The sequence below is a fragment of the Yersinia aleksiciae genome, assembly GCF_001047675.1.
Taxonomy (GTDB): Bacteria; Pseudomonadota; Gammaproteobacteria; order Enterobacterales; family Enterobacteriaceae; genus Yersinia; species Yersinia aleksiciae.
The window spans coordinates 1853130-1874572 of record NZ_CP011975.1 but is presented as its reverse complement, the minus strand read 5'-3'; the positions used below and the strand labels follow the sequence as shown (position 1 = coordinate 1874572).

The following is a 21443-nucleotide window of genomic DNA, read 5'->3' as shown; positions in this document are numbered from 1 at the left end:
CAGATTTAAGGAAGATGTGCCATGAAACATCTCACTGTCCCTTTGCTATTGCTCATATCTCCGGCGGCGATGGCGAATTGGTCACTCCCCCATTTCCCCACCTTTACTGAGCAGGATAGCGGGGTCTTTCTCAGCAGCAGCGCATTGACCAAAGGTGAATATCCGCTCAAGTTTTATCAGGATAAGCAGTGCTGGCAACCCACCAGCGCGGTGAAGTTGAATCAGACTTTTTCGCTGCAACCCTGCCAGAATCAGGCCGATATCTCGTGGCGGCTGTTCCGCGATGGTCAGTATCAGGCGCGTATTGATACCCGTAGCGGCACCCCAACCCTGACCCTCAGTCTCCAAGAACCGGTGGTAGAAACTGCCAAAGTCGTGGTTCACAGTTGCCAGCGTTGGGATGGACAGCCAGTGACCATTGATGTGAGCAAAACCTTTGCTGAAGGCGAAATGGTGCGGGATTTCTACTCCGGCCAAACGGCAAAAGTCTCTCTCGGTAAAATCACCTTGCAACCCGCGCCCGAGAGTGGCGGCTTACTGCTGCTGGAGTCGGCACAAACCCAACAGGCCGCGCCGTTCAGTTGGCAAAATGCCACTGTCTATTTCGCCCTGACTGACCGCTTCGAAAATGGCAATCCGGCCAATGACCACAGCTATGGCCGCCACGGTGACGGCATGCAGGAGATCGGCACTTTCCACGGTGGCGATCTGGCGGGATTAACCGAAAAACTGGATTACCTGCAACAACTTGGTGTCAATGCACTGTGGATAAGCTCGCCACTGGAACAAATTCACGGCTGGGTCGGTGGCGGCACCAAAGGTGACTTTCCGCATTATGCCTATCACGGCTATTACGGGCTAGATTGGTCGCGGCTGGATGCCAATATGGGCACCGAACAGGAGCTGCATACTCTGGTTGAACAGGCGCATAAACGCGGTATTCGTATTCTATTTGATGTGGTGATGAATCACGTGGGTTATGCCACGCTGGCAGATATGCAGAGTGACCAATTCGGCGCGCTCTATCTGCAAGGCGATAAGCTGGAGAAAACCTTAGGTAAAAATTGGACAGATTGGACGCCCGGTAGCGGTCAAACTTGGCATAGCTTCAATGATTACATCAATTTCGGTGATAAAGCCGCGTGGGATAACTGGTGGGGTAAGAAATGGATTCGCACGGATATTGGTGATTACGACTCCCCCGGCTATGACGATCTCACCATGTCGCTGGCTTTCCTCCCGGACATCAAAACTGAATCCACCCAAGCTAGTGGCTTACCGGTGTTTTACCGTAACAAACCGGACACCGCCGCACGGGAAATTCCAGGCGCAACCCCGCGTGATTACATGACGCATTGGTTGAGCCAATGGGTTCGCGATTACGGCATTGACGGTTTTCGGGTTGATACCGCCAAGCATGTGGAGAAGCCTGCCTGGCAGCAACTTAAGCAACAAACTACCGCTGCGCTGGCCGCATGGAAAGCTGCTCACCCCGATCAAGCGCTGGATGATTTACCGTTTTGGATGACCGGCGAGGCATGGGGTCATGGGGTGATGAAGAGCGATTATTACCAAAATGGCTTCGACGCCATGATTAACTTTGATTTTCAGGATCAGGCAAAACAGGCGCTCACCTGCTTCTCATCCATTGATGGCACTTATCAACAGATGGCAGATAAACTGCAAGGATTCAATGTGTTGAGCTACATCTCCTCGCACGATACTCGGCTATTTTTTAAAGATGACGCGCAGCAATCATTGGTAAAACAGCAGCGAGCGGGTGATCTACTGCTGCTGGCACCAGGGGCGGTGCAAATCTTCTACGGCGATGAGAGTGGGCGCGAGTTCGGCCCCACCGGTTCTGACCCACTCCAGGGTACTCGGTCCGATATGAACTGGAATGAATTATCTGGTGAGAAAGGTGCGCTGTTGGCGCACTGGCAGAAAGTCAGCCAGTTCCGCGCCCGCCATCCAGCCGTTGGCGCGGGCGAGCAAAAATCGCAACAAACCGCTGATTATTATGCCTTTAGCCGTCAACATCAGGGCGATAAAGTGCTGGTGGTTTGGGTGGGTGACAAAAAAGAGTAGATCAGGGTATTATCCCGCAATAACCCTTCCTGTCGATATTTTCGCTCGGCAGGAAGAAATCCTTTCGCATTGCACCCGCTTTTATCTGCGAGTATGGTACTTGTTCACTTACGGATAACAATAAATTTTCATTTATGAAGTTCTCACTTTTCGGCGACAAATTCACCCGCTACGCGGGGATTACCAGATTGATGGACGACCTCAACGACGGCCTTAGAACCCCAGGTTCTATCATGCTCGGCGGGGGTAATCCGGCACATATTCCAGAGATGGATGCTTACTTCCAGCAACTGTGTCAGGAGATGCTGGAGCGCGGGCAATTGACCGAGGCACTGTGCAATTACGACGGGCCACAAGGCAAAGATTTGCTGTTAACCGCCTTGGCGAAAATGCTGCGCGACGAGCTGGGCTGGCAAATTGAGCCACAGAATATTGCACTGACAAATGGCAGTCAGAGCGCATTTTTCTACTTATTTAATTTATTCGCAGGCCGCTATGCTGATGGTAGCCGTCGTCGGGTTTTGTTCCCGCTGGCCCCTGAGTATCTCGGTTATGCCGATGCCGGTCTGGACGAGGACTTATTTGTCTCCGCTAAACCCAATATTGAGCTGCTGCCAGAAGGCCAATTCAAATATCACGTTGATTTTGATCACCTCAATATTACCGATGATATTGGTCTGATCTGCGTCTCGCGCCCCACCAATCCCACCGGTAATGTGATTACGGATGAAGAGTTAATTCGCCTTGATGCTATCGCTCAGCAGCGTGATATACCGCTATTGATTGATAACGCCTACGGCGTACCTTTCCCCGGCATCATTTTTACCGACGCCACTCCGTTGTGGAACCCGAATATCATCCTGTGCATGAGCCTGTCGAAGCTGGGCCTACCGGGTTCACGCTGTGGCATTGTCATTGCCGATGAGAAAGTGATCTCGGCCGTTACCAATATGAATGGCATCATCAGTTTGTCGCCGGGTAGCATGGGGCCAGCAATTGCCGCCGAAATGATTGAGCGTGGTGATTTATTGCGTTTATCCAACGAGGTGATTCGGCCATTCTATTTTGAGCGGGTACAGCAGACCATCGCTATCTTGCGCAAATACCTGCCGCCTGAACGCTGCCTGATCCACAAACCCGAAGGGGCCATCTTTCTCTGGCTCTGGTTTAAAGATCTGCCGATCAGCACCGAACTGCTCTATCAGCGCCTGAAAAAACGCGGCGTACTGATGGTACCGGGCCACTACTTCTTCCCCGGCTTGGGATATGACTGGCCGCATACCCATCAATGTATGCGGATGAACTACGTCCCTGCACCAGAAGAGATTGAAAAGGGCGTGGCGATACTGGCTGAAGAGATTGAGCTGGCGTTTCAGGAAGCGAAGTAAGCGACAAAATGCAAAAAAGGGCAGCTTATTCAGCTGCCCTTGAGGTTATTGATAAAGTGTCAGTGGCGGAGAGAACAGGCCGATCGCGTCACCGAGCTATAAATGAGGTTGATAATCACCTGTCTCGGGCGACATCACATTGTTGTCCAAAACAACACGGCCAAAATCTGCGGCGACATAATACGTAAAAACATCGCCAGTGGATAAACCGTGGCATAAGAGAGCGCGGCCGCACCGCTGGTCGGATGCAGGCCATTGGCAAACGCTAGCGCCGGTGGATCCGTCATGGAACCGGCTAACATGCCGCACAGGGTCAGGTAGTTCATCTTGGCTAACATGCGCGCCAGAATCCCCACGGTCAGCAATGGTATACCGGTAATCATCGCGCCATAACCAATCCACGCCAGCCCATCACCATTGACCAGTGTATTGATAAAATCACCGCCAGACTTCAGCCCAACCACCGACAAGAACAGTACAATCCCCAGTTCACGCAGCGCCAGATTGGCACTCGGCGGCATAAACCAATACAGCTTGCCGATACTGCCGATACGCCCGAGAATCAGCGCCACCACCAGCGGACCACCGGCCAGCCCCAAACGTAATGCCGCAGGGAACCCCGGTATAAACAGTGGGATAGACCCCAGCAATACACCCAGCCCGACGCCGATAAAGACCGGCAACATCTGCACTTGTTGCAACTTCTGCTGCGCGTTCCCCACTACAGCGGACACCGCCTCGATAGCTTCCGGACGGCCCACCAGATTCAGGATGTCACCAAATTGCAGGCTGGCACTGTTACTGGCGACCAACTCAATACCCGCACGATTCAGGCGGGTGATCGCCACGTCATACTTCTGTTTCAGATTAAGATCGCGGATTTTTTTACCTAATACCGCCTCATTGGTCACCACCACACGAGCGGTTTGCAATACCGTCCCCGCAGTGGACAGGGTGACATCGACCTCTTCACCCACCACCAGCCGCACTTTCTCCAAGGCTTCGCGCTGCCCGACCAAATGCAGATAATCTCCTAGCTCAATCACCGTGGCAGGCAGCGGCACCATCAGCAGGTCACCGCGTTTCAGCCGAGAGCAAACCACCTCATCACTGTTGAGTAACGGCACCTCTTGCACTGACAAACCATTCAAATTGGGGTTACGTACCGCGACATTCATAGTTTGCAGCAATTCACGGTTCTGCCCGTTATTGCTGTCAAAATCTTTTGCTTCGCGGTCGACGTTGATTTTAAAGAATAGGCGGATCAGCCACATCACCAGCAAAATGCCGCAAATGCCGAATGGATAGGCCATGGCATAACCCATCCCCATTTGGCTGACCAATTGTGGTGGCGACCCTAAATCAGTGAGAATTTGTTGTGCTGCCCCGAGTGCTGGCGTGTTGGTCACCGCTCCCGAAAAAATACCCAAAATGATGGGCAGTGGCACCGCAAACAGCTTATGGATAATCGCCGTCACCAAGCCGCCGACCAGCACCATCAGAATGGCAAAACAGTTAAGTCGCAGTCCTGAGACGCGCAGTGAAGAGAAGAACCCCGGCCCGACTTGAATACCAATCGTGTAAACAAACAGAATCAGGCCAAATTCCTGAATGAAATGCAGCATGTCTCCGTTAAGAACAACTTCATATGTTTGTGCAAAATGGCCCACAATAATGCCGCCAAATAACACCCCGCCGATACCTAACCCAACACCATAGATCTTCCAATTACCGATCCATAACCCCAATACGGCGACCAGCGCCAACATACTGACGGTAAGGGCGATAGCACTCATAAATCACTTCCTTGCCTAAGTTTAAAAACTGGTCGGCCAAGTGGATGGTGACGAAACACATGGCCTTAAATTCTTACAATTAGTAAGGATTCTGTCAGAAGGGAGGGCGGTTGAATGTGGGATGCACCACAAAATGCACCGGAGAGCGGGGAATCTCTCCGGTGAAAAACTAAACAGCAAAAAGCTTAACGCTAAAAGGACAACATAAGGAGAGGGTAATCGCTACCGACACCTCATGTGGAGGTGCCGGTCATCATTATTACTGCTGGTCAGTCGTGACCGGACTATCTAATACTTGCTGCTCTTGAGGAGCCGCACTGCCGATAGTAATACGCTGTGGTTGCAGCGCTTCAGGCACCTGACGCAACAGATCTATGTGCAGTAGACCATTTTCAAACTGTGCATTATCAACATTCAGATGCTCAGCCAGCGTGAAGGTCAGGGAGAACTCTTTACGCACCAAGCCCTGATGCAGATATTCAACCTGTTTTTCAGCCGCTGCTGGCTTACCGCGTACGGTCAGGCGTGGGCCTTCAACTTCGATATCCAGTTCGCTCTGTTTAAAACCGGCCAATGCCAGTGAGATGCGATAGTGGTTATCGTCAGTTTTTTCAATGTTGTATGGCGGGAAGCCTTGGGCATCCTGACTGCCTTGCATTGAGCTAGCCAGCTTATCAAAACCAATCCACTGACGAAGTAAGGGTGACAAATCATAATTACGCATAGATATACTCCTTCTTTGAAGCGAGATATTCCCATTATCTTTCAAACCACAGGTGTGTTAGCAGTTTGAAATCTATTGGGTATTAAAGCGGTCACGAATTAGTGATATAAATAGCCCTAACGCAAGAGAGTGGCGTTATATTATTTAAGTCTATCACTCCGTGACCGGTTAGCCCCCGATTACGGCAGGCTGAACGCTGTATTAAATAAAATCACTTACTCTAGATATAAAGGTTCATTATTTAATTTCAATACGACGTGGTTTTAAATTTTCAGGTACAACACGTTCGAGGTCGATATACAGCAAACCGTTAACCAAGTTGGCACCTTTAATTTTAACATGCTCAGCCAACTGGAATTTACGCTCAAAGTTGCGCTCAGCGATACCTTGATATAGATAGGTGCGCTGCGCAGGCTCACCGGCATGAGAACCACGAACAATCAATATGTTATCTTGAGTGGTGATCTCTAACTCCTGCTCCGCAAAGCCTGCCACCGCAATCGCAATGCGGTAGTTGTTGTCATCAACCAACTCGACGTTATAAGGAGGGTAACCCCCATTACTTTGATTCTGCCCTGACTCTAATAGATTAAACAACCGATCAAAACCGATAGCTGAACGATACAGTGGAGCAAGCTCGGAATTACGCATAAAAACTGCCTCCTAAATAGATTAGCAAGGGTGTTATCCTATTTTAAATAAGGCCCTCCATTATGGACAAGCCTATAGTCAGAATACCCTGTCGGCGTATTCTCTCTGACCTGATAATAAGATGGTATCGGTCTGCCTCTTTTCAAGAGCAAAATAAAAAATTTTTCTAAAAAAAATCTCAATAGGGCTTTTACTCGACTCATATTCGATAAATCAGCTGCTATAACTTACACTTAAGTGAAATCACGTCATAGGATTGAATCTTTGACCATAGGAACTGTCTGTAAGAGAGTGTAAAAGTTCACGACAAAACCTGACACTATGTAGTGTGATCGCCTGGCATGATGATGAGAGCTGAAAAAACAATGAGAAACACCGTTATCCCTTTTGTTACTGGCTGTTCGCTGCTGTTATCCAGCGGCTGCTCTAGCATTATGACGCATACCAGTAGCAGTCAGGGTTACTACTCCGGCACAGAAGCCAACGTGGCGATGCTCAAAGATGACAACACTGGCTGGGCACTGCGGCCCTTGCTCGCGGTAGATCTGCCCTTCTCTGCGGTAATGGATACTCTGTTGCTGCCGTATGATTATTTACGTTCAGACGGTGAAGATAAAATGGCCAGCTCGCCACGTGAACGGGTTCGCCAAGCTGAAGCCGCCAATCAGCCAACGGCACATATTGGCGAAACGCCAGCGCAATAATCTAACCCGCATTTACGGTAAAGATTTGAGCCAGCCCCGCTATTTCGCGCATAAATGCAATCTGGGTGCCGTCCGGTGAAAACACCACCGCGTCTGCTAATGGGGCGGTGGCACTCCGCGCAGTCAGTCGCCGAAGTTGGCCGCTCGTACTATCACACCGCATCACGCTGTTATCACAAACAAACGCCAAACTATGTCCTTGCGGATGCCAGCTAAAGGCAGATTGAATCCCCCATTGACTGTAGGTCAATTGCCGTGGTTCTCCGCCATTCGGGGAGACCAGCCACAGCTGCACAACACCATTATCATCTCTCATCAAGCAAGCAATAGTACTGCCATCAGGTGAGGCGCGTAGCCAGTGACGCGGGCTAGTGACAAGCCCAGGAAAGCGGCGCTCTGTGGTATGAGTGACCCGCCGCTGACTGACACCCGCAGGTGGTGCAGGCAGGGTGGTTGGTGTCCCCTCAAGTGGTGCATCGCCTGCGCGAGCATAATCTCGGTCATGCTCAGGTAGATCAGCAACAAAGATTTCTGGGATTTTCTCCCCTTGCGCCGAAAGGGTATCGCCAATAAAGGCGAGCGCCCAGCGCTGGCGGGTGCCATCTTTTTTCAGGTACCCCTGTGTGCCAATCCACCCCTCTTCATAAGCGCGATTGATTTGATCACTGCCCGCCTGCGGTGTGGGCGTGGTGCGGCTGATCAACACACAAAAATGGCTACCCTCATATTCACGTGGGTGCTGCTTGGGCGGATTGACTCCATGCAGCGGCAGCGCAATGCCGACATTGCGGCAATCCAGCGCAGGGTCTAACTCATGCAACACATGGTCGTTATAGGTAAAGCTCAGGCGGCTACCGTCTGGGCTGAAAACGTGAACATGTGTGCCACCGCGCAAAGCGCCCGGCGTATAAGGTGCCGTGATATCCATCGCATCCAGTGTCACCACCAGCTCTCTGTCCGGCTCAGCAACAATCACCCCGCGCCGATGATGAAAATCATAATGCCAATGGCTGTCTGGATGCTCTGGGCCGTGGATAAACACATAGCGCGCGGGCTGATCAGGGCTAACCGTCACCACCCCAACATGAGCGCCATGCTGAGCACGATAGATCACCTCAATATTGCGGGTGACACAATTAACTCGCTCAATGGTTAAGCCGCTAAAAGTCCCGCCATTGGGCCGCACGTCGTACACCAGCCACTGGCTGTCCGGCGTCCAGACATTGATATTAGTGAGCTGATGCCCTCTGGGATCAAAGGTGAGCTGCTGTTCCTGACAAGAGGCATCTTTCTGGCTGATCATGCTGACTCCGGTGATGCGACGGGTTAAATTATTCCATAAAATTATATCACTAATAACCTTCTGCACATCGGCATGAAAGATTTAGATGCAGTAAGATCATTGAGCAAGTAAATTACAGTAAAAAAAATTTATTAAGCTGTTAAATTCAGATTTCATGCAGAAATGATAACTCTGGATAGCCTAGTCTCTGCTGAGTATGTTATAGATACTAAATTACTCTAATTATTGACTGTAACTTACTCATTAGTCTTAAAATACTCGCTAAGGGGAATAGTTGTGTCTGCTTTCCATAAGTGGTTATCTGAAAAATCATCTGGCGAATGGCATATCTATATTAAGCGCCTTTCCGGTAATGATACTGGCGCAACAGGTGCGCATCAGGCTGGGGTCTATATCCCGGCGGAAGTGATTGAGAAACAATTCTCTTCAATTGTCCGAACTGATGTCAGAAATCCGGATATTCTTTTGTCAGCAAGAATAAGTTCGCATGGCAATCTTGAGAGTGTCGTAAGAGCTATTTATTACAATAACCGTCATTTTGATGGTACACGAAACGAAAAGCGAATTACTCGTTGGGGTAAAGGTAGTCCATTGTTGAATAAAGAAAACACTGGAGCACTGACTGTCTTCGCTTTTCAGTGTGTACCCGATGGCGTCTGTGATTTTATTGATGTGTGGCTATGTAATTCTCTGGCAGAGGAAGAGCTGCTGGAATCTATGACTGGAGAAATCATTCCTGGTTTTTCAGTTTCAGGCCCATCGAATCAGGTCTTGGGTGGTTTTGCTATAGCAAGCTATAGTTGGAAGTCTGGTAATTATCCGATCCCAGAACAATGGTCTGTTTCATTCCCATCAGGCGTTGAAATCATTCGTTATCTCCCCGAAGTATTCCGGTTTAAAAGTTTAAACCCTGATGAACTATTGCTCGAAAAACGCGATGCTGAATACTCTCTGTTTCGCCGAATAGAAGAATTACATGTTTTGGAGAGAGTGCAGGCAGGATTTTCTTCAGTAGATGATTTTATTAGCTTAGCAAATTCAGTAAGTAATCGCCGCAAGTCCCGAGCAGGAAGATCTCTGGAATTACACCTAGAGAATGTATTTATAGAAAATAACCTTACTGATTTTGTTACTCAAAGTGTTACTGAAGGCAATAAGAAACCTGATTTTTTATTTCCCTCTTCTGAAGCTTACTATGATGCTAAATATCCTTCAGATAAATTAAGAATGCTTGCGGTAAAAACAACATGTAAAGATCGCTGGCGTCAGGCACTCAATGAAGCTAACCGAATTGATAATATTCATCTTTTTACTCTTCAGGAAGGGGTGTCTGTTAATCAGTTTCAGGAAATGAAAGATGCAGGTGTCCAATTAGTGGTTCCTAAACCTCTTCACGAAAAGTATCCTAAATCTATTCGTGATGAGTTGATTTCTCTCTCTGATTTTATTGAGAAAACCAAAAGTATATATAATCATTAACGCCCAAAAGACTGAATTCTTACTTATTTCTAGTTAGAATTCGGTTAATTACTTATCATTTGACTAATTCCTTGTGTATTAATTTGAGCATTTTTTTCACTGGTACAAATCCACTCCTCTACTCTTGCTGAAATATCATTATCTGTAAGTTTATGCTTACCTCGCAATGCACATTCCCAGACCACTAAAACTTTCCAACCAACGCCTGAGAGGTGTTTTATAACATCATTACCTTTTTTTACATTCCCCTGTATTTTTTTAAGCCAAAAATCGGTACGTGTTGCTGGAGTCTTAAACAAATAGCAATTATGTTTATGCCAAAAGCAGCCATGAACGAATATTATTGCCCGATACTCATCAATAACAAAATCGGGTTTACCAGGGAGCTCGCTGGCCTGAACGCGGTAAGAAAGCCCTAACTGGTCAAGTGTTTTTGCTAACTTAATCTCTATGGCTGTATCCTTGGTTCGGATGGCCTTCATATTTTTACTACGAGTTTCCGAAGAGTGAACATCAGCCATAATTATCAAGCCGCCTTATCTTTTCGTTCTTTTTCCATTTTTACTATTTTTGCTATGAATGGAGCCAATAATTGAGCTACCGCAGCAAAAACCGGAACAATAACAGAGTTGCCAAATTGCCGATAAGCTTGTGTATCAGATACAGGAATACGAAACGACTCCTTACCAAGGGTTTCGAATCCCATCAAACGAGCACACTCTTTGGGTGTAAGGCGACGGGGGCGTTTTACCTGATTTTTTTTATCGTCAAAATCTATTTCTCCTAAAACTTTATCCCACCCTCGGTCAATCAAAATCTCTGAACCATCTTTATGGTAACGGGCTGATAATGTCCTGGCTACGCTTTCGCTATTTTTTGGATCAACTAATCCAAATCCAAAACCATTCCCTTTTGCCTGATGCTTTTTGGCATAATTATATAAATACTTCCACAAGTGTGGGGTCAATATATATTTATCATCAACAACTGGCTCAAGTAGTTCGCCAAATGTTGGCCGTTTTTCAGGGAAATATTTATGGATGTCTTTTAATGTAAAACCTTTATCAATATTGAGATCTTTACGAAAACCGACTAAAACGATACGTTCCCTATGTTGGGGGAGAAAATTCTTTCCATCCACGATTTTAGGATCTTGTGATCCGACCGCATCAGCATCAGCAACTGAATAGCCCAACTCATTGAGTGTATTCATAATAACCCGAAAAGTTTTACCCTTATCATGACTTTTCAGATTCTTAACATTCTCAAGTACGAAAATAGCGGGTTTCTTTGAGGCAATAATTCTGGCGACATCAAAAAATAATGTACCCTGGGCTTCACACTCGAAACCATGCGCACGGCCTAAAGAGTTTTTCTTTGATACCCCCGCTAGCGAGAACGGCTGACAGGGAAAACCGGCAAGTAAAACCTCATGATCGGGAATGTGTTGATTTATATATTTATAGGCTTCTTCATCTGATATTTCCGTATTTTCACTGAGTGTAATTTCGCGTATATCTGAATTAAATTGGTGCTCAACAGGATCACAATACCAATTAGCTTTATATGTCCGAACCGCATAAGGGTTCCATTCGCTGGTAAAGACACACTGTCCGCCAATAGCCTCAAATCCTTTTCGGATGCCGCCAATTCCAGCAAAAAGATCAATAAAACGGAATTGATAATTAGGATGGTGTTTTGGTGGTGAAGGTAGCATATTTTGTAGCATATCAATTTCGGCCTCAGTCAGAGGCTTCTGCATGGATTTCCCGTTATACCAGCGATTGAGAGCTTCACGAGTCCATTCACACTTACTGACTTTCCGCAGAACTTCAGCAACAGCTTTTTGATCGTAGATTTCTAGTACACGTCGAACAAGTTCTTTATCCTGTTGTAATCTTTGCTGTTCTTTCTGTTGTGCTTGTTCAGCAATCTGATTTGCGATTAAATTCAACTCTTCCATACTTAGGATTGCTCAGTTAGGGAATTTCATATGTAAGAATATCACTCATTTTACCCAGATGAAATAAGGCTGTATAAAAAAACAGTGTATCAATAATGAAAGTCCTCACCTTTTTCTCGCATTGTGGAGTGCCTTTATTAGACTGATTTTAGATAACTTTCAGCTGCTCATACATAATTTTCAATATCTGACCCCTTTCTCAAATTAGCTAGATTTCTAGAATAATAAGTCTAATATAGATTTTTTATTCTAAATGATGTGACCTATGCTTAGCCGCTACCAACCCATTGCCGATGCGATCGCCATGCTTTTTTCTCCTTATGCGGAAGTCGCCATTCACGACTTAGCCAGCCAGTCGCTGGTCTATATCGCCAATAACTATTCACAGCGGGAATTAGGCGAGGACTCCAACCTCAGTGATCTGCAATTTGACCAACATTCGCAGGTGATCGGTCCGTACCAAAAGCGTAACTGGGATGGCCGTCAACTGCGATCCATCAGCACCGTGCTGCGGGATGACCAAGGGCAATCTATCGGGCTACTGTGCATCAATCTGGATATTACGGTGTTTGAAAGTGCCAAAGCGGCGCTGGATATGTTTCTATCCGGCCATCAACTGCAACCACAACCTGATGTCCTGTTTCAGGATGATTGGCAAGAACGCATCAATACTTATATCCATAATTGGCTACAACAGCAGCAACTTACACTGGCGACCCTCAATAATGTCAGCCGTCGACTGCTGATTGAAGCGCTCTATCAGCAAGGGGCATTTAACGGCAAAAATGCGGCAGGTTACGTCGCAAAAATCCTTGGCATCGGCCGAGCCACTGTTTACAACCAGCTGAAAAGTATAAAAAACCGCTGAAGAATCTTAAGGGACCGACATGAATACACTATTTGATGCCATCAAAGAAGCCCATCAGGTTTTACGACCACAAGTGAGGGTGACACCGCTGGAGTACAGCCCGCTGCTGTCGCAACACAGCGGTTGCGAAATCTATCTCAAATGTGAGCATCTGCAACACACCGGTTCTTTTAAATTTCGCGGTGCCAGTAATAAGTTGCGGTTATTAACCGATGAGCAGCGCCAGCAGGGGGTTATCACGGCCTCCACCGGCAATCATGGTCAGGCGATGGCGCTGGCGGGGAAATTGGCGGGGGTTAAATCCACCATTTATGCACCGGAGCAGGCCGCGGCGATCAAGCTGGAGGCCATTCGTGCACTGGGCGGCGACATTGAGCTGATACCGGGGGATGCTTTGAATGCGGAGTTAGCCGCGGGTATCGCCGCGCAACAGCAGGGAAAAACCTATATTTCCCCTTATAACGATGTGCAGATTATTGCCGGACAAGGCACTTGTGGCATGGAAATGGTTGAGCAACAGCCGGATCTTGATGCGGTATTTGTTGCCGTCGGCGGCGGTGGCCTAATTTCTGGCATTGCGACTGTGCTGAAGAAACTCTCTGATAAAACGCAGGTTATTGGCTGCTGGCCCGCCAATGCCACTAGCATGTATACCAGCCTGCAAAACGGGCAGATTCAGGAAGTGGCAGAGCAAGAGACGCTGTCGGATGGAACCGCCGGAGGTGTTGAGCCGGGGGCAATCACCTTCGCGCTTTGCCAGCAGTTAATCGATCAGAAAGTGCTGGTCAGTGAGCCGGAAATTAAAGAAGCGATGCGCCTGATTGCCCGCACTGACCGTTGGATGATTGAAGGTGCGGCTGGCGTGGCGCTCGCCGCAGCCCTGAAGCTGGCACCACAATGGCAAGGTAAAAAAGTGGCAGTGGTGCTGTGCGGGAAGAACATTGTGCTGGAAAAATATCTGGGAGCGGTCGGCGAATGATTATCCTTAATAAGCAACAGATTCTCGACAGATTCGATGCCGATGCCGTCACGTTGCTACTCAAACAGGGCTTTATTGCTTTTAGCCAAAAACAGGTACAAATGCCGCCGGTACAGCATTTACTCTTTGCGCAAGCCAATGGTGATTGTTGCATTAAAAGTGGTTATTTGCAGGGCGACGACCAGTTCGTGGTAAAGATTTCCGGTGGATTTTACGATAATCCCGCGCAAGGACTCGCCAGTAATCAGGGGTTGATGATGGCATTTTCGGCCCAGACTGGTGAGCCGCAAGCCATTTTGCTCGATGAAGGTTGGCTGACCGCACTGCGCACTGCACTGGCTGGACGTATTGTCGCTGAACTTTGCGCCCCCCAGCATATCGGTGCCATTGGCATCGTCGGCACCGGTATGCAGGCGCGGTTACATCTGATGTATCTGAAAAGTGTTATTTCATGCCGTCAGCTGTGGGTTTGGGGCCGCAGTGAAACGGCATTAGAAGAGTATCGTCAATATGCGCAAGAGGAAGGTTTTGAGGTCAATATCACGCAGAATGCCGCTGAATTAGCCGCTCACTGCCAGTTCATCGTCACCACTACTCCCAGCCGAGAGGCGATTCTGCACGCTACCGATATCCAGCCTGGCACACATATTACCGCCGTCGGCGCCGATGGTGCGGGCAAGCACGAACTGGCACCCGAGTTAGTGGCGAAGGCCGATAAGATATTGGTGGATTCATGGGCGCAATGTACTGAATTTGGTGAGATTTCACCCGCATTTCAGCAGCAGTTGTTGGCGCACCTTACGTTGACCGAAATCGGGACTGTTTTAGCGCAAAACGCCTTTTTCAGAGACAATGATCAACAGATTACCTTGGCAGATTTAACCGGGCTAGGGGTGCAAGATGTGCAGATTGTGAAGGGGATTTTGGGAGGGTAAGGGGCTTTTAATCCCGGATGTTGAGGTTGATTAGGGAATGGATCTGGTTTCGGTTGATATTTGTTCGCAAGCCCGCGAATCTGCGGGCTTGCTGGTTTTATGCTTTCTGGTGATAGCTTGTGAAAGCTTACTCGATATTCTGAATCTGTTCGCGCATTTGCTCGATAAGCACTTTCAGCTCGATGGCTGAGTTAGTAACTTCGGCATTGATCGATTTTGATGCTAGCGTATTCGACTCGCGGTTGAATTCTTGCATCATAAAATCAAGGCGGCGACCCACGGCTTCTTTCTTCTTCAGAATATTGTGCGTCTCTTTGACGTGCGCTTCGAGGCGATCCAGCTCTTCGGCGACATCAACACGCTGCGCCATCAGCACTAACTCTTGTTCCAGACGGGTATTTTCCAGCTGGACCTGCGCTTCTTCTAGTTTGTTTAGCAGCCGCTCACGTTGCCACTGCAAAATGTTGGGCATGTGCGCACGGACTTTGACCACTTCCGCACTCACGCCGTCAAGGCGCTGTTCGATCAGTGTTTTTAATGCCGCACCTTCGGTCTCGCGAGAAACGATAAAGTCATCAAGGGCGATATCCAGTGCTTGCATCAGTTCAGTGCTGATGGCATCCAGATCCTGCTCTTCTGCTGACATCACGCCCGGCCAGCGCAAAACATCCAGCGGGTTGACCTCGCCTTCATCACTTTGCATTTTGACCCAGTTTGCTGCTTCAACCAGCTGTTTTGCCAGTTTTTCGTTCAGAATCAGCGAACTTTGCGCGGTGGCGTCCAGTTCAAAGCGCAGGCTGCACTCAATTTTGCCGCGAGTCAGGCGGCTGCGGATACGTTCGCGGATGACCGGTTCCAGGCTGCGGAACTGTTCTGGTAAGCGAATATAAGTTTCTAAGTAGCGTTGGTTAACGGAACGCAGCTCCCAAGCTGCGCTGCCCCATTCACCCTTAATGTCACGCCGGGCGTAGGCGGTCATGCTGCGGATCATTGTGCGTACCCGTTTTAATAAAGAAAAGATGCAGGGATTATAGCCTCGCAGGCGCAGGCAGGATAGGCATTACATCACTAAGGCCGTATAATGCGCGACCAATATCGATTTAAAGCCGGAGAAAGCCCATGCGTCCAGCAGACCGAGCAGCACAACAAGTCCGCCCATTAACCCTGACCCGTAATTACACGAAACACGCTGAAGGTTCAGTGTTGGTTGAGTTTGGCGATACCAAAGTATTGTGCACCGCCACGGTGGAAGAGGGTGTTCCGCGCTTTCTAAAAGGCCAAGGCCAAGGCTGGATTACCGCTGAATACGGCATGTTGCCACGCTCCACCCATAGCCGTAATGCCCGCGAAGCCGCGAAAGGTAAGCAAGGTGGCCGTACCTTGGAAATTCAGCGCCTGATCGCCCGTTCTTTACGTGCAGCAGTGGATTTGAAGAAGTTGGGTGAGTTCACCATTACTTTAGACTGCGACGTTTTGCAGGCTGATGGCGGCACCCGTACTGCTTCAATCAGCGGGGCTTGTGTGGCTCTGGCTGATGCGCTGAATAAATTGGTAGCCAGCGGTAAATTAAAAGCTAACCCAATGAAAGGGCTGGTTGCTGCGGTTTCTGTGGGGATCGTGAAGGGCGAAGCCCTTTGTGATCTGGAGTATGTAGAGGACTCTGCGGCAGAAACTGATATGAATGTCGTGATGATGGAAGACGGCCGGATGATTGAGGTGCAGGGTACTGCAGAAGGTGAGCCGTTCAGTCATGAAGAGTTATTGGCGTTGCTGGCATTGGCCCGAGGGGGGATAGAGACGATCTTCCAGGCGCAGAAGGCGGCGTTAGCGCAGTAATTGATTTAGGCGACTCGGTAGTCGCCTTTTTTTTGCCTGCAATTTGAGGCACCTAATAAATAACCCAAGTGATTAACGAAAGCGGTCACAATCTGGAGAGGAGAGGTCCCCATGAAAGCCTATCAGCGCGAGTTTATTGAGTTTGCGCTTAACAAGCAGGTGTTGAAGTTCGGCGAATTTACCCTGAAGTCTGGGCGAATCAGCCCCTATTTCTTTAATGCAGGGTTGTTTAATACCGGGCTTGATCTGGCAAAACTCGGGCGTTTCTACGCCGCTGCATTAATGGATTGTGGCGTGGAGTTCGATCTATTATTCGGGCCTGCCTATAAAGGTATTCCGATTGCGACCACTACCGCTGTCGCGTTGGCAGAACATCATGAGCGCGATGTGCCTTACTGCTTTAACCGCAAAGAAGCGAAAAACCACGGCGAAGGTGGCAGTCTGGTGGGTAGCCCGTTACAGGGCCGAGTCATGCTGGTTGATGATGTGATAACCGCAGGTACTGCAATTCGTGAATCAATGGAAATCATTAATGCGCAAGGCGCGACGCTGGCTGGCGTGATGATTTCATTGGATCGTCAGGAGCGTGGCCTTGGTGAAATCTCAGCGATTCAAGAAGTTGAACGTGATTATCATTGCAAAGTGATCTCTATTGTTACCTTGAGTGACGTGGTCAGTTATCTGGAAGAGAAGCCGGAAATGGCCGATCATCTGGCGGCGGTGCATCGTTATCGCGAACAGTATGGGATCACCCTAGGTCGTTGATCATAAACAGTAATAGCTGAGTTATCATGCCGTACTCCTCCCTTGAGGCGTTGTGCGGCACGATTTTCAGTTTCTTGATATTCCCCCAAAAAATACATCCCACTCCTGCTATTGATTGCAGACATCGCGCCATAAAACCCTCAGTTCTTTGACCGCACACCCTGTTAACTGCTGCTTTTTATCCATCACCATGATTAATCATTTCTGGTTAATTGTCTGGTTGAACTCTGTGTATTTCTATTGTTGCGTCCGCTTGAAGCGTTTCAGTTCTTAATTTCGAACGAAGGGTGCAATCCAGTGCAACTAATAATTTTCATATTGTTATGAGGGTGTTATTTTCCGCGCAAGCACGGATAAAAAAGAAGTGTCACTCAATCATTACTGAGAACAAAGCGACAGGCTGCCGTGTATTTCTCCAAAAGGACATAGTTATGAAAGCGTCAATATTTAAAAGTCTTTATTTTCAGGTGTTAACGGCGATTACATTAGGCGTCTTGTTAGGTCATTTCTACCCTGACCTTGGCGCTCAGATGAAACCTCTGGGTGATGGATTTGTTAAACTAATTAAAATGATTATCGCACCCGTGATTTTCTGTACCGTCGTAACGGGTATCGCGGGTATGGAAAGTATGAAGGCCGTTGGCCGTACCGGTGCAATAGCTTTGCTCTATTTTGAGATTGTCAGCACCATCGCACTACTGATTGGTCTGGTGATTGTGAACGTGGTGCAACCCGGTGCGGGTATGAATATCGACCCGGCGACACTGGATGCCAAAGCGGTTGCACTCTATGCCGAGCAAGCCTCGCAGCAAGGGATTGTGCCGTTCTTGCTTGATATCATTCCCGGCAGTGTGGTGGGGGCTTTTGCCAGCGGCAATATTCTGCAAGTGTTGCTGTTTGCGGTGTTATTCGGCTTTGCCTTGCACCGTTTGGGTGAGAAAGGCCAGATCATCTTCAATGTTATCGAGAGTTTCTCCCGTGTTATCTTCGGTATCATCAATATGATCATGCGCTTAGCGCCAATCGGGGCTTTCGGTGCCATGGCCTTCACTATCGGCAAATACGGTGTCGGTAGCTTGGTGCAACTGGGTCAGTTGATCATCTGCTTCTACGCCACTTGTATCCTGTTTGTGGTGGTCGTGCTTGGCTCGATTGCCAGATTCAACGGCTTCAATATTTTCAAGTTTATCCGCTATATCAAAGAAGAGTTGCTGATCGTGTTGGGGACTTCATCCTCTGAATCCGTGTTGCCGCGCATGCTGGACAAGATGGAGAAAGCGGGCTGTAAGAAGTCCGTGGTGGGTTTGGTTATCCCGACCGGCTACTCATTTAACCTTGATGGCACCTCTATTTACCTGACCATGGCGGCGGTATTTATTGCGCAAGCCACCAACACCCATATGGATGTGATTCATCAGGTAACATTATTAGTGGTGTTGCTGCTCTCCTCGAAAGGGGCGGCAGGGGTGACAGGCAGTGGCTTTATCGTGTTGGCTGCCACCATTTCTGCGGTTGGGCATCTGCCACTGGCTGGTTTGGCGCTGATCTTGGGTATCGACCGCTTTATGTCTGAAGCTCGTGCGCTGACTAACTTGGTGGGTAATGGTGTTGCAACCATCGTGGTTGCCAAATGGTGCAACCAGCTGGATAACGATCAATTACAAGCGGTGTTATCCAATAAAACACCACCGAATAGTGAGATAAAGGGCAGCATTTCTTCTTCTTGATCGGTGAGTCATAAAGATTCAGACAATTCACATAAAAACCGCCAGTGGCTCGCTGCTACTGGCGGTACTTCCCGCAAAATAAGTCCCCGATCCCCGTTTTCTTGTATTAATTACCCTTTAGATACTATTTTTTACTCTGATGAGTGACATCCGCAAAAGCACGCGGTCTAACAGAATGGTACACTCCCACCTCCAGTTTTCACGGTGGCGATGGCCGTTGATTTTTAGCCCAAAAATGCGGGTATTGCGGCCTGTCTTTGAACGCTAGCGGGTTTATGCATGTCTTTATGGCTGCGATATATGGCGTTGGTCGCTGACATGCTCAGCATTGGCCGTTCACGTGAAACACAAGTGACTTACGTAAAATTGTATTGTTTATACCCAAGGTAATTGGTGTTGCAGGTAGGCAGTCAGCGATGCACTGACCCATGTCAGGGAAGGCAGCTAACAGCACTGTGGCTTCGAGTAAGAAGGGTTAAAATTGGATAGATTATTAAGTAGGGGTTCACATGCAGGGCACCAGAATTCGTCTCATCGTGGGTGGATTATTGTTGGCTGCCGCCAGCAGTAATGTGCAGGCTGAAGCACTACAACCCGATCCTGCCTGGCAGCAGGGGAAGTTAGAAAACGGGTTTTCATGGCAGCTGTTGGCAACGCCACAGCGCCCAAGCGACCGGATCGAGTTACGTCTGGTCGTCAATACTGGCTCATTAGCAGAAAGCGCACAGCAAATTGGTTTTGCCCATCTGTTGCCACGTCTGGCATTAATGAGCAGCGTGAGCTTTACGCCCGCCCAACTTCAATCGCTGTGGCAGCAAGGGGTCGATAACGAGCGCCCGTTGCCACCGGCGATTACATCTTATGATTTCACTTTATACAGCCTCAGTCTGCCCAATAACCGCCCTGACCTGATGAAGGAAGCGCTGGCCTGGTTATCTGATACCAGTGGCAAACTGGCAATAAATGAACAAACCGTTAATGCGGCACTGAATAGCGCGACTGATCCGATAGCCACTTTCCCGCAAAACATTCAGGAGCCTTGGTGGCGTTATCGGCTGAAAGGCTCTTCGTTGATTGGGCATGATCCGGGCCAGCCCGTGGCGCAACCCGTTGATGTCGAGAAGCTAAAGCAGTTTTATCAGCAGTGGTACACTCCGGATGCCATGACGTTGTACGTGGTGGGGAATGTGGATAGCCGCAGTATCTCCGCCCAAATCAGCAAAACCTTCTCCGAGCTGAAAGGGAAGCGCACGACACCCGCGCCTGTAGCGATGTTAGCGCCATTACCGCCAGAACCGGTGAGCTTGATGGGTGAACAGGCCACGCAAGATACGTTATCACTGATGTGGGACACTCCATGGCACCCGATTCAGGACTCCATCGCATTAAGCCGTTACTGGCGCAGTGATTTAGCCCGTGAAGCGCTGTTCTGGCATATCCAACAAGTACTGAATAAAAGTGATCAGAAGAACCTGAAGCTGGGCTTTGATTGTCGGGTACAGTATCAGCGTGCCCAATGTGCGATTCACTTGAATACGCCGACAGAGAATCTGACCCCAGGGATGAGTTTTGTGGCTCGCGAGCTAGCTGCATTACGCACTAATGGTCTGAGTCAGGCGGAATTTGATGCATTGATGGCGCAGAAAAATGATCAGCTCAGCAAGTTGTTTGCCACCTATGCCCGCACCGATACCGACATTCTGATGAGCCAACGCCTGCGTTCACAGCAGAGTGGTGTGGTTGATATCGCGCCAGAGCAGTATCAAAAGCTTCGGCAGGCATTCTTGTCTGGCTTGACGCTGGCAGAGCTGAATCAGGAATTGAAGCAGCAGTTGTCGCAAGATACCACGCTGATTCTGACGCAACCGAAAGGCGAGCCGGAAGTGAATGTGAAGGTGTTGCAGGACGCTTATAACGCGATTATGACGCCACATACCGTGGTGCCTGAGGATGCAGTGCCGGTAGTGAGTGCAGCGGAAACTGCACCGCCAACACCTACGACGGCACAGTAGGGATATTTTCTGGTCGGCCACTGCGCTTTGCCATCTTAGGATTGGGCAGTGCTCGTCATCCTCACGTACTAGACTGCACCAACAACAGCTCGGTCATTAAATCGCCCGGATGCGGTATGCTCCGGGCTGACTAATGGCTATTGCTGAACGAAGGGGACGCGTGCCGTTGGAGGCGTAGCGGTGTAAACCGCCGGAGTGGCCCGAGGTGCGTTAACCCCTTCGAAC

The 21443-nt window shown here is 48.8% G+C and carries 18 protein-coding genes; 11 read left to right on the top strand and 7 right to left on the bottom strand.

Going from position 1 to position 21443, the window contains the following annotated elements:
* The first annotated feature begins 21 nt into the window (after positions 1-21).
* Entirely contained in the window at positions 22-2088 is a 2067-nt protein-coding gene (locus tag ACZ76_RS08575) for an alpha-amylase (RefSeq protein WP_048618485.1), read from the top strand.
* Positions 2089-2222: 134 nt separating this feature from the next.
* Positions 2223-3476 (top strand): valine--pyruvate transaminase, encoded by a 1254-nt coding sequence (locus ACZ76_RS08570; RefSeq protein WP_048618483.1) that lies wholly within the window; start codon positions 2223-2225, stop codon positions 3474-3476.
* 134 nt (positions 3477-3610) lie between these two features.
* On the opposite strand, the gene ACZ76_RS08565 is transcribed toward ACZ76_RS08570, so the two are convergent.
* The 3 genes from ACZ76_RS08565 to ibpA form a co-directional block, all read right to left on the bottom strand.
* On the bottom strand, positions 3611-5272 hold the full coding sequence (locus ACZ76_RS08565) for a putative transporter (protein ID WP_048618481.1): 1662 nt from the start codon (positions 5270-5272) through the stop codon (positions 3611-3613).
* 259 nt (positions 5273-5531) lie between these two features.
* Positions 5532-5996 carry a small heat shock chaperone IbpB gene (ibpB, locus tag ACZ76_RS08560; protein WP_048618480.1) on the bottom strand — a complete coding sequence of 155 codons (465 nt, stop codon included), beginning with the start codon at positions 5994-5996 and terminating at the stop codon, positions 5532-5534.
* A 237-nt stretch (positions 5997-6233) separates the two neighbouring features.
* Positions 6234-6647 (bottom strand): small heat shock chaperone IbpA, encoded by a 414-nt coding sequence (gene ibpA, locus ACZ76_RS08555; RefSeq protein WP_005271591.1) that lies wholly within the window; start codon positions 6645-6647, stop codon positions 6234-6236.
* 365 nt (positions 6648-7012) lie between these two features.
* Here ibpA and ACZ76_RS08550 point away from each other — a divergent pair, with 365 nt between their 5' ends.
* Positions 7013-7351, top strand: coding sequence for a YceK/YidQ family lipoprotein (locus tag ACZ76_RS08550; protein ID WP_048620242.1), 339 nt, complete (start codon positions 7013-7015; stop codon positions 7349-7351).
* Position 7352: 1 nt separating this feature from the next.
* On the opposite strand, the gene ACZ76_RS08545 is transcribed toward ACZ76_RS08550, so the two are convergent.
* Positions 7353-8654, bottom strand: a complete 1302-nt coding sequence (locus ACZ76_RS08545; RefSeq protein WP_048618477.1) for a DUF3748 domain-containing protein — start codon at positions 8652-8654, stop codon at positions 7353-7355.
* A 276-nt stretch (positions 8655-8930) separates the two neighbouring features.
* On the opposite strand from ACZ76_RS08545, the gene ACZ76_RS08540 reads away from it, so the two are divergent.
* Positions 8931-10133, top strand: coding sequence for a type II restriction endonuclease (locus ACZ76_RS08540; RefSeq protein ID WP_048618476.1), 1203 nt, complete (start codon positions 8931-8933; stop codon positions 10131-10133).
* Positions 10134-10177: 44 nt separating this feature from the next.
* Here ACZ76_RS08540 and ACZ76_RS08535 read toward each other — a convergent pair whose 3' ends face one another.
* A complete protein-coding gene (locus ACZ76_RS08535) occupies positions 10178-10654 on the bottom strand; it encodes a very short patch repair endonuclease (RefSeq protein ID WP_048618474.1) in 477 nt (158 codons plus the stop codon).
* A 5-nt stretch (positions 10655-10659) separates the two neighbouring features.
* On the bottom strand, positions 10660-12096 hold the full coding sequence (locus tag ACZ76_RS08530; RefSeq protein WP_048618472.1) for a DNA cytosine methyltransferase: 1437 nt from the start codon (positions 12094-12096) through the stop codon (positions 10660-10662).
* Between the two features lie 265 nt (positions 12097-12361).
* Here ACZ76_RS08530 and ACZ76_RS08525 point away from each other — a divergent pair, with 265 nt between their 5' ends.
* The 3 genes from ACZ76_RS08525 to ACZ76_RS08515 are packed head-to-tail and all read left to right on the top strand — an operon-like array spanning position 12362 to position 14878.
* Positions 12362-12964 (top strand): helix-turn-helix transcriptional regulator, encoded by a 603-nt coding sequence (locus tag ACZ76_RS08525; protein ID WP_048618471.1) that lies wholly within the window; start codon positions 12362-12364, stop codon positions 12962-12964.
* Between the two features lie 19 nt (positions 12965-12983).
* Positions 12984-13943, top strand: a complete 960-nt coding sequence (locus ACZ76_RS08520) for a threonine/serine dehydratase (RefSeq protein ID WP_048618469.1) — start codon at positions 12984-12986, stop codon at positions 13941-13943.
* A complete protein-coding gene (locus tag ACZ76_RS08515) occupies positions 13940-14878 on the top strand; it encodes an ornithine cyclodeaminase family protein (RefSeq protein WP_048618468.1) in 939 nt (312 codons plus the stop codon). The genes ACZ76_RS08520 and ACZ76_RS08515 overlap by 4 nt, the downstream gene beginning before the upstream one ends.
* 127 nt (positions 14879-15005) lie before the next feature.
* On the opposite strand, the gene ACZ76_RS08510 is transcribed toward ACZ76_RS08515, so the two are convergent.
* On the bottom strand, positions 15006-15869 hold the full coding sequence (locus ACZ76_RS08510; protein WP_048618466.1) for a YicC/YloC family endoribonuclease: 864 nt from the start codon (positions 15867-15869) through the stop codon (positions 15006-15008).
* A gap of 128 nt (positions 15870-15997) precedes the next feature.
* Between ACZ76_RS08510 and rph the strand changes: the two genes are divergently transcribed.
* From rph to ACZ76_RS08490, 4 genes are all read left to right on the top strand, one after another.
* A complete protein-coding gene (gene rph, locus ACZ76_RS08505; RefSeq protein ID WP_004705100.1) occupies positions 15998-16714 on the top strand; it encodes a ribonuclease PH in 717 nt (238 codons plus the stop codon).
* A gap of 111 nt (positions 16715-16825) precedes the next feature.
* Positions 16826-17479 (top strand): orotate phosphoribosyltransferase, encoded by a 654-nt coding sequence (pyrE, locus tag ACZ76_RS08500; protein ID WP_048618465.1) that lies wholly within the window; start codon positions 16826-16828, stop codon positions 17477-17479.
* 431 nt (positions 17480-17910) lie between these two features.
* Positions 17911-19206, top strand: a complete 1296-nt coding sequence (locus ACZ76_RS08495) for a dicarboxylate/amino acid:cation symporter (protein WP_048618463.1) — start codon at positions 17911-17913, stop codon at positions 19204-19206.
* Between the two features lie 509 nt (positions 19207-19715).
* Positions 19716-21218, top strand: a complete 1503-nt coding sequence (locus ACZ76_RS08490; protein WP_048618462.1) for a M16 family metallopeptidase — start codon at positions 19716-19718, stop codon at positions 21216-21218.
* The last annotated feature ends 225 nt before the right edge of the window (positions 21219-21443 follow it).

Bases quoted from the DNA above. Each gene is read 5' to 3' on its own strand.
- ACZ76_RS08565 (WP_048618481.1), bottom strand. From the start codon at position 5,272: ATGAGTGCTATCGCCCTTACCGTCAGTATGTTGGCGCTGGTCGCCGTA.
- ACZ76_RS08550 (WP_048620242.1), top strand. From the start codon at position 7,013: ATGAGAAACACCGTTATCCCTTTTGTTACTGGCTGTTCGCTGCTGTTA.
- ACZ76_RS08575 (WP_048618485.1), top strand. From the start codon at position 22: ATGAAACATCTCACTGTCCCTTTGCTATTGCTCATATCTCCGGCGGCG.
- ACZ76_RS08495 (WP_048618463.1), top strand. From the start codon at position 17,911: ATGAAAGCGTCAATATTTAAAAGTCTTTATTTTCAGGTGTTAACGGCG.
- ACZ76_RS08530 (WP_048618472.1), bottom strand. From the start codon at position 12,096: ATGGAAGAGTTGAATTTAATCGCAAATCAGATTGCTGAACAAGCACAA.
- ACZ76_RS08510 (WP_048618466.1), bottom strand. From the start codon at position 15,869: ATGATCCGCAGCATGACCGCCTACGCCCGGCGTGACATTAAGGGTGAA.
- ACZ76_RS08545 (WP_048618477.1), bottom strand. From the start codon at position 8,654: ATGATCAGCCAGAAAGATGCCTCTTGTCAGGAACAGCAGCTCACCTTT.
- rph (WP_004705100.1), top strand. From the start codon at position 15,998: ATGCGTCCAGCAGACCGAGCAGCACAACAAGTCCGCCCATTAACCCTG.
- ACZ76_RS08525 (WP_048618471.1), top strand. From the start codon at position 12,362: ATGCTTAGCCGCTACCAACCCATTGCCGATGCGATCGCCATGCTTTTT.
- pyrE (WP_048618465.1), top strand. From the start codon at position 16,826: ATGAAAGCCTATCAGCGCGAGTTTATTGAGTTTGCGCTTAACAAGCAG.
- ACZ76_RS08520 (WP_048618469.1), top strand. From the start codon at position 12,984: ATGAATACACTATTTGATGCCATCAAAGAAGCCCATCAGGTTTTACGA.
- ibpB (WP_048618480.1), bottom strand. From the start codon at position 5,996: ATGCGTAATTATGATTTGTCACCCTTACTTCGTCAGTGGATTGGTTTT.
- ibpA (WP_005271591.1), bottom strand. From the start codon at position 6,647: ATGCGTAATTCCGAGCTTGCTCCACTGTATCGTTCAGCTATCGGTTTT.
- ACZ76_RS08490 (WP_048618462.1), top strand. From the start codon at position 19,716: ATGCAGGGCACCAGAATTCGTCTCATCGTGGGTGGATTATTGTTGGCT.
- ACZ76_RS08570 (WP_048618483.1), top strand. From the start codon at position 2,223: ATGAAGTTCTCACTTTTCGGCGACAAATTCACCCGCTACGCGGGGATT.
- ACZ76_RS08515 (WP_048618468.1), top strand. From the start codon at position 13,940: ATGATTATCCTTAATAAGCAACAGATTCTCGACAGATTCGATGCCGAT.
- ACZ76_RS08535 (WP_048618474.1), bottom strand. From the start codon at position 10,654: ATGGCTGATGTTCACTCTTCGGAAACTCGTAGTAAAAATATGAAGGCC.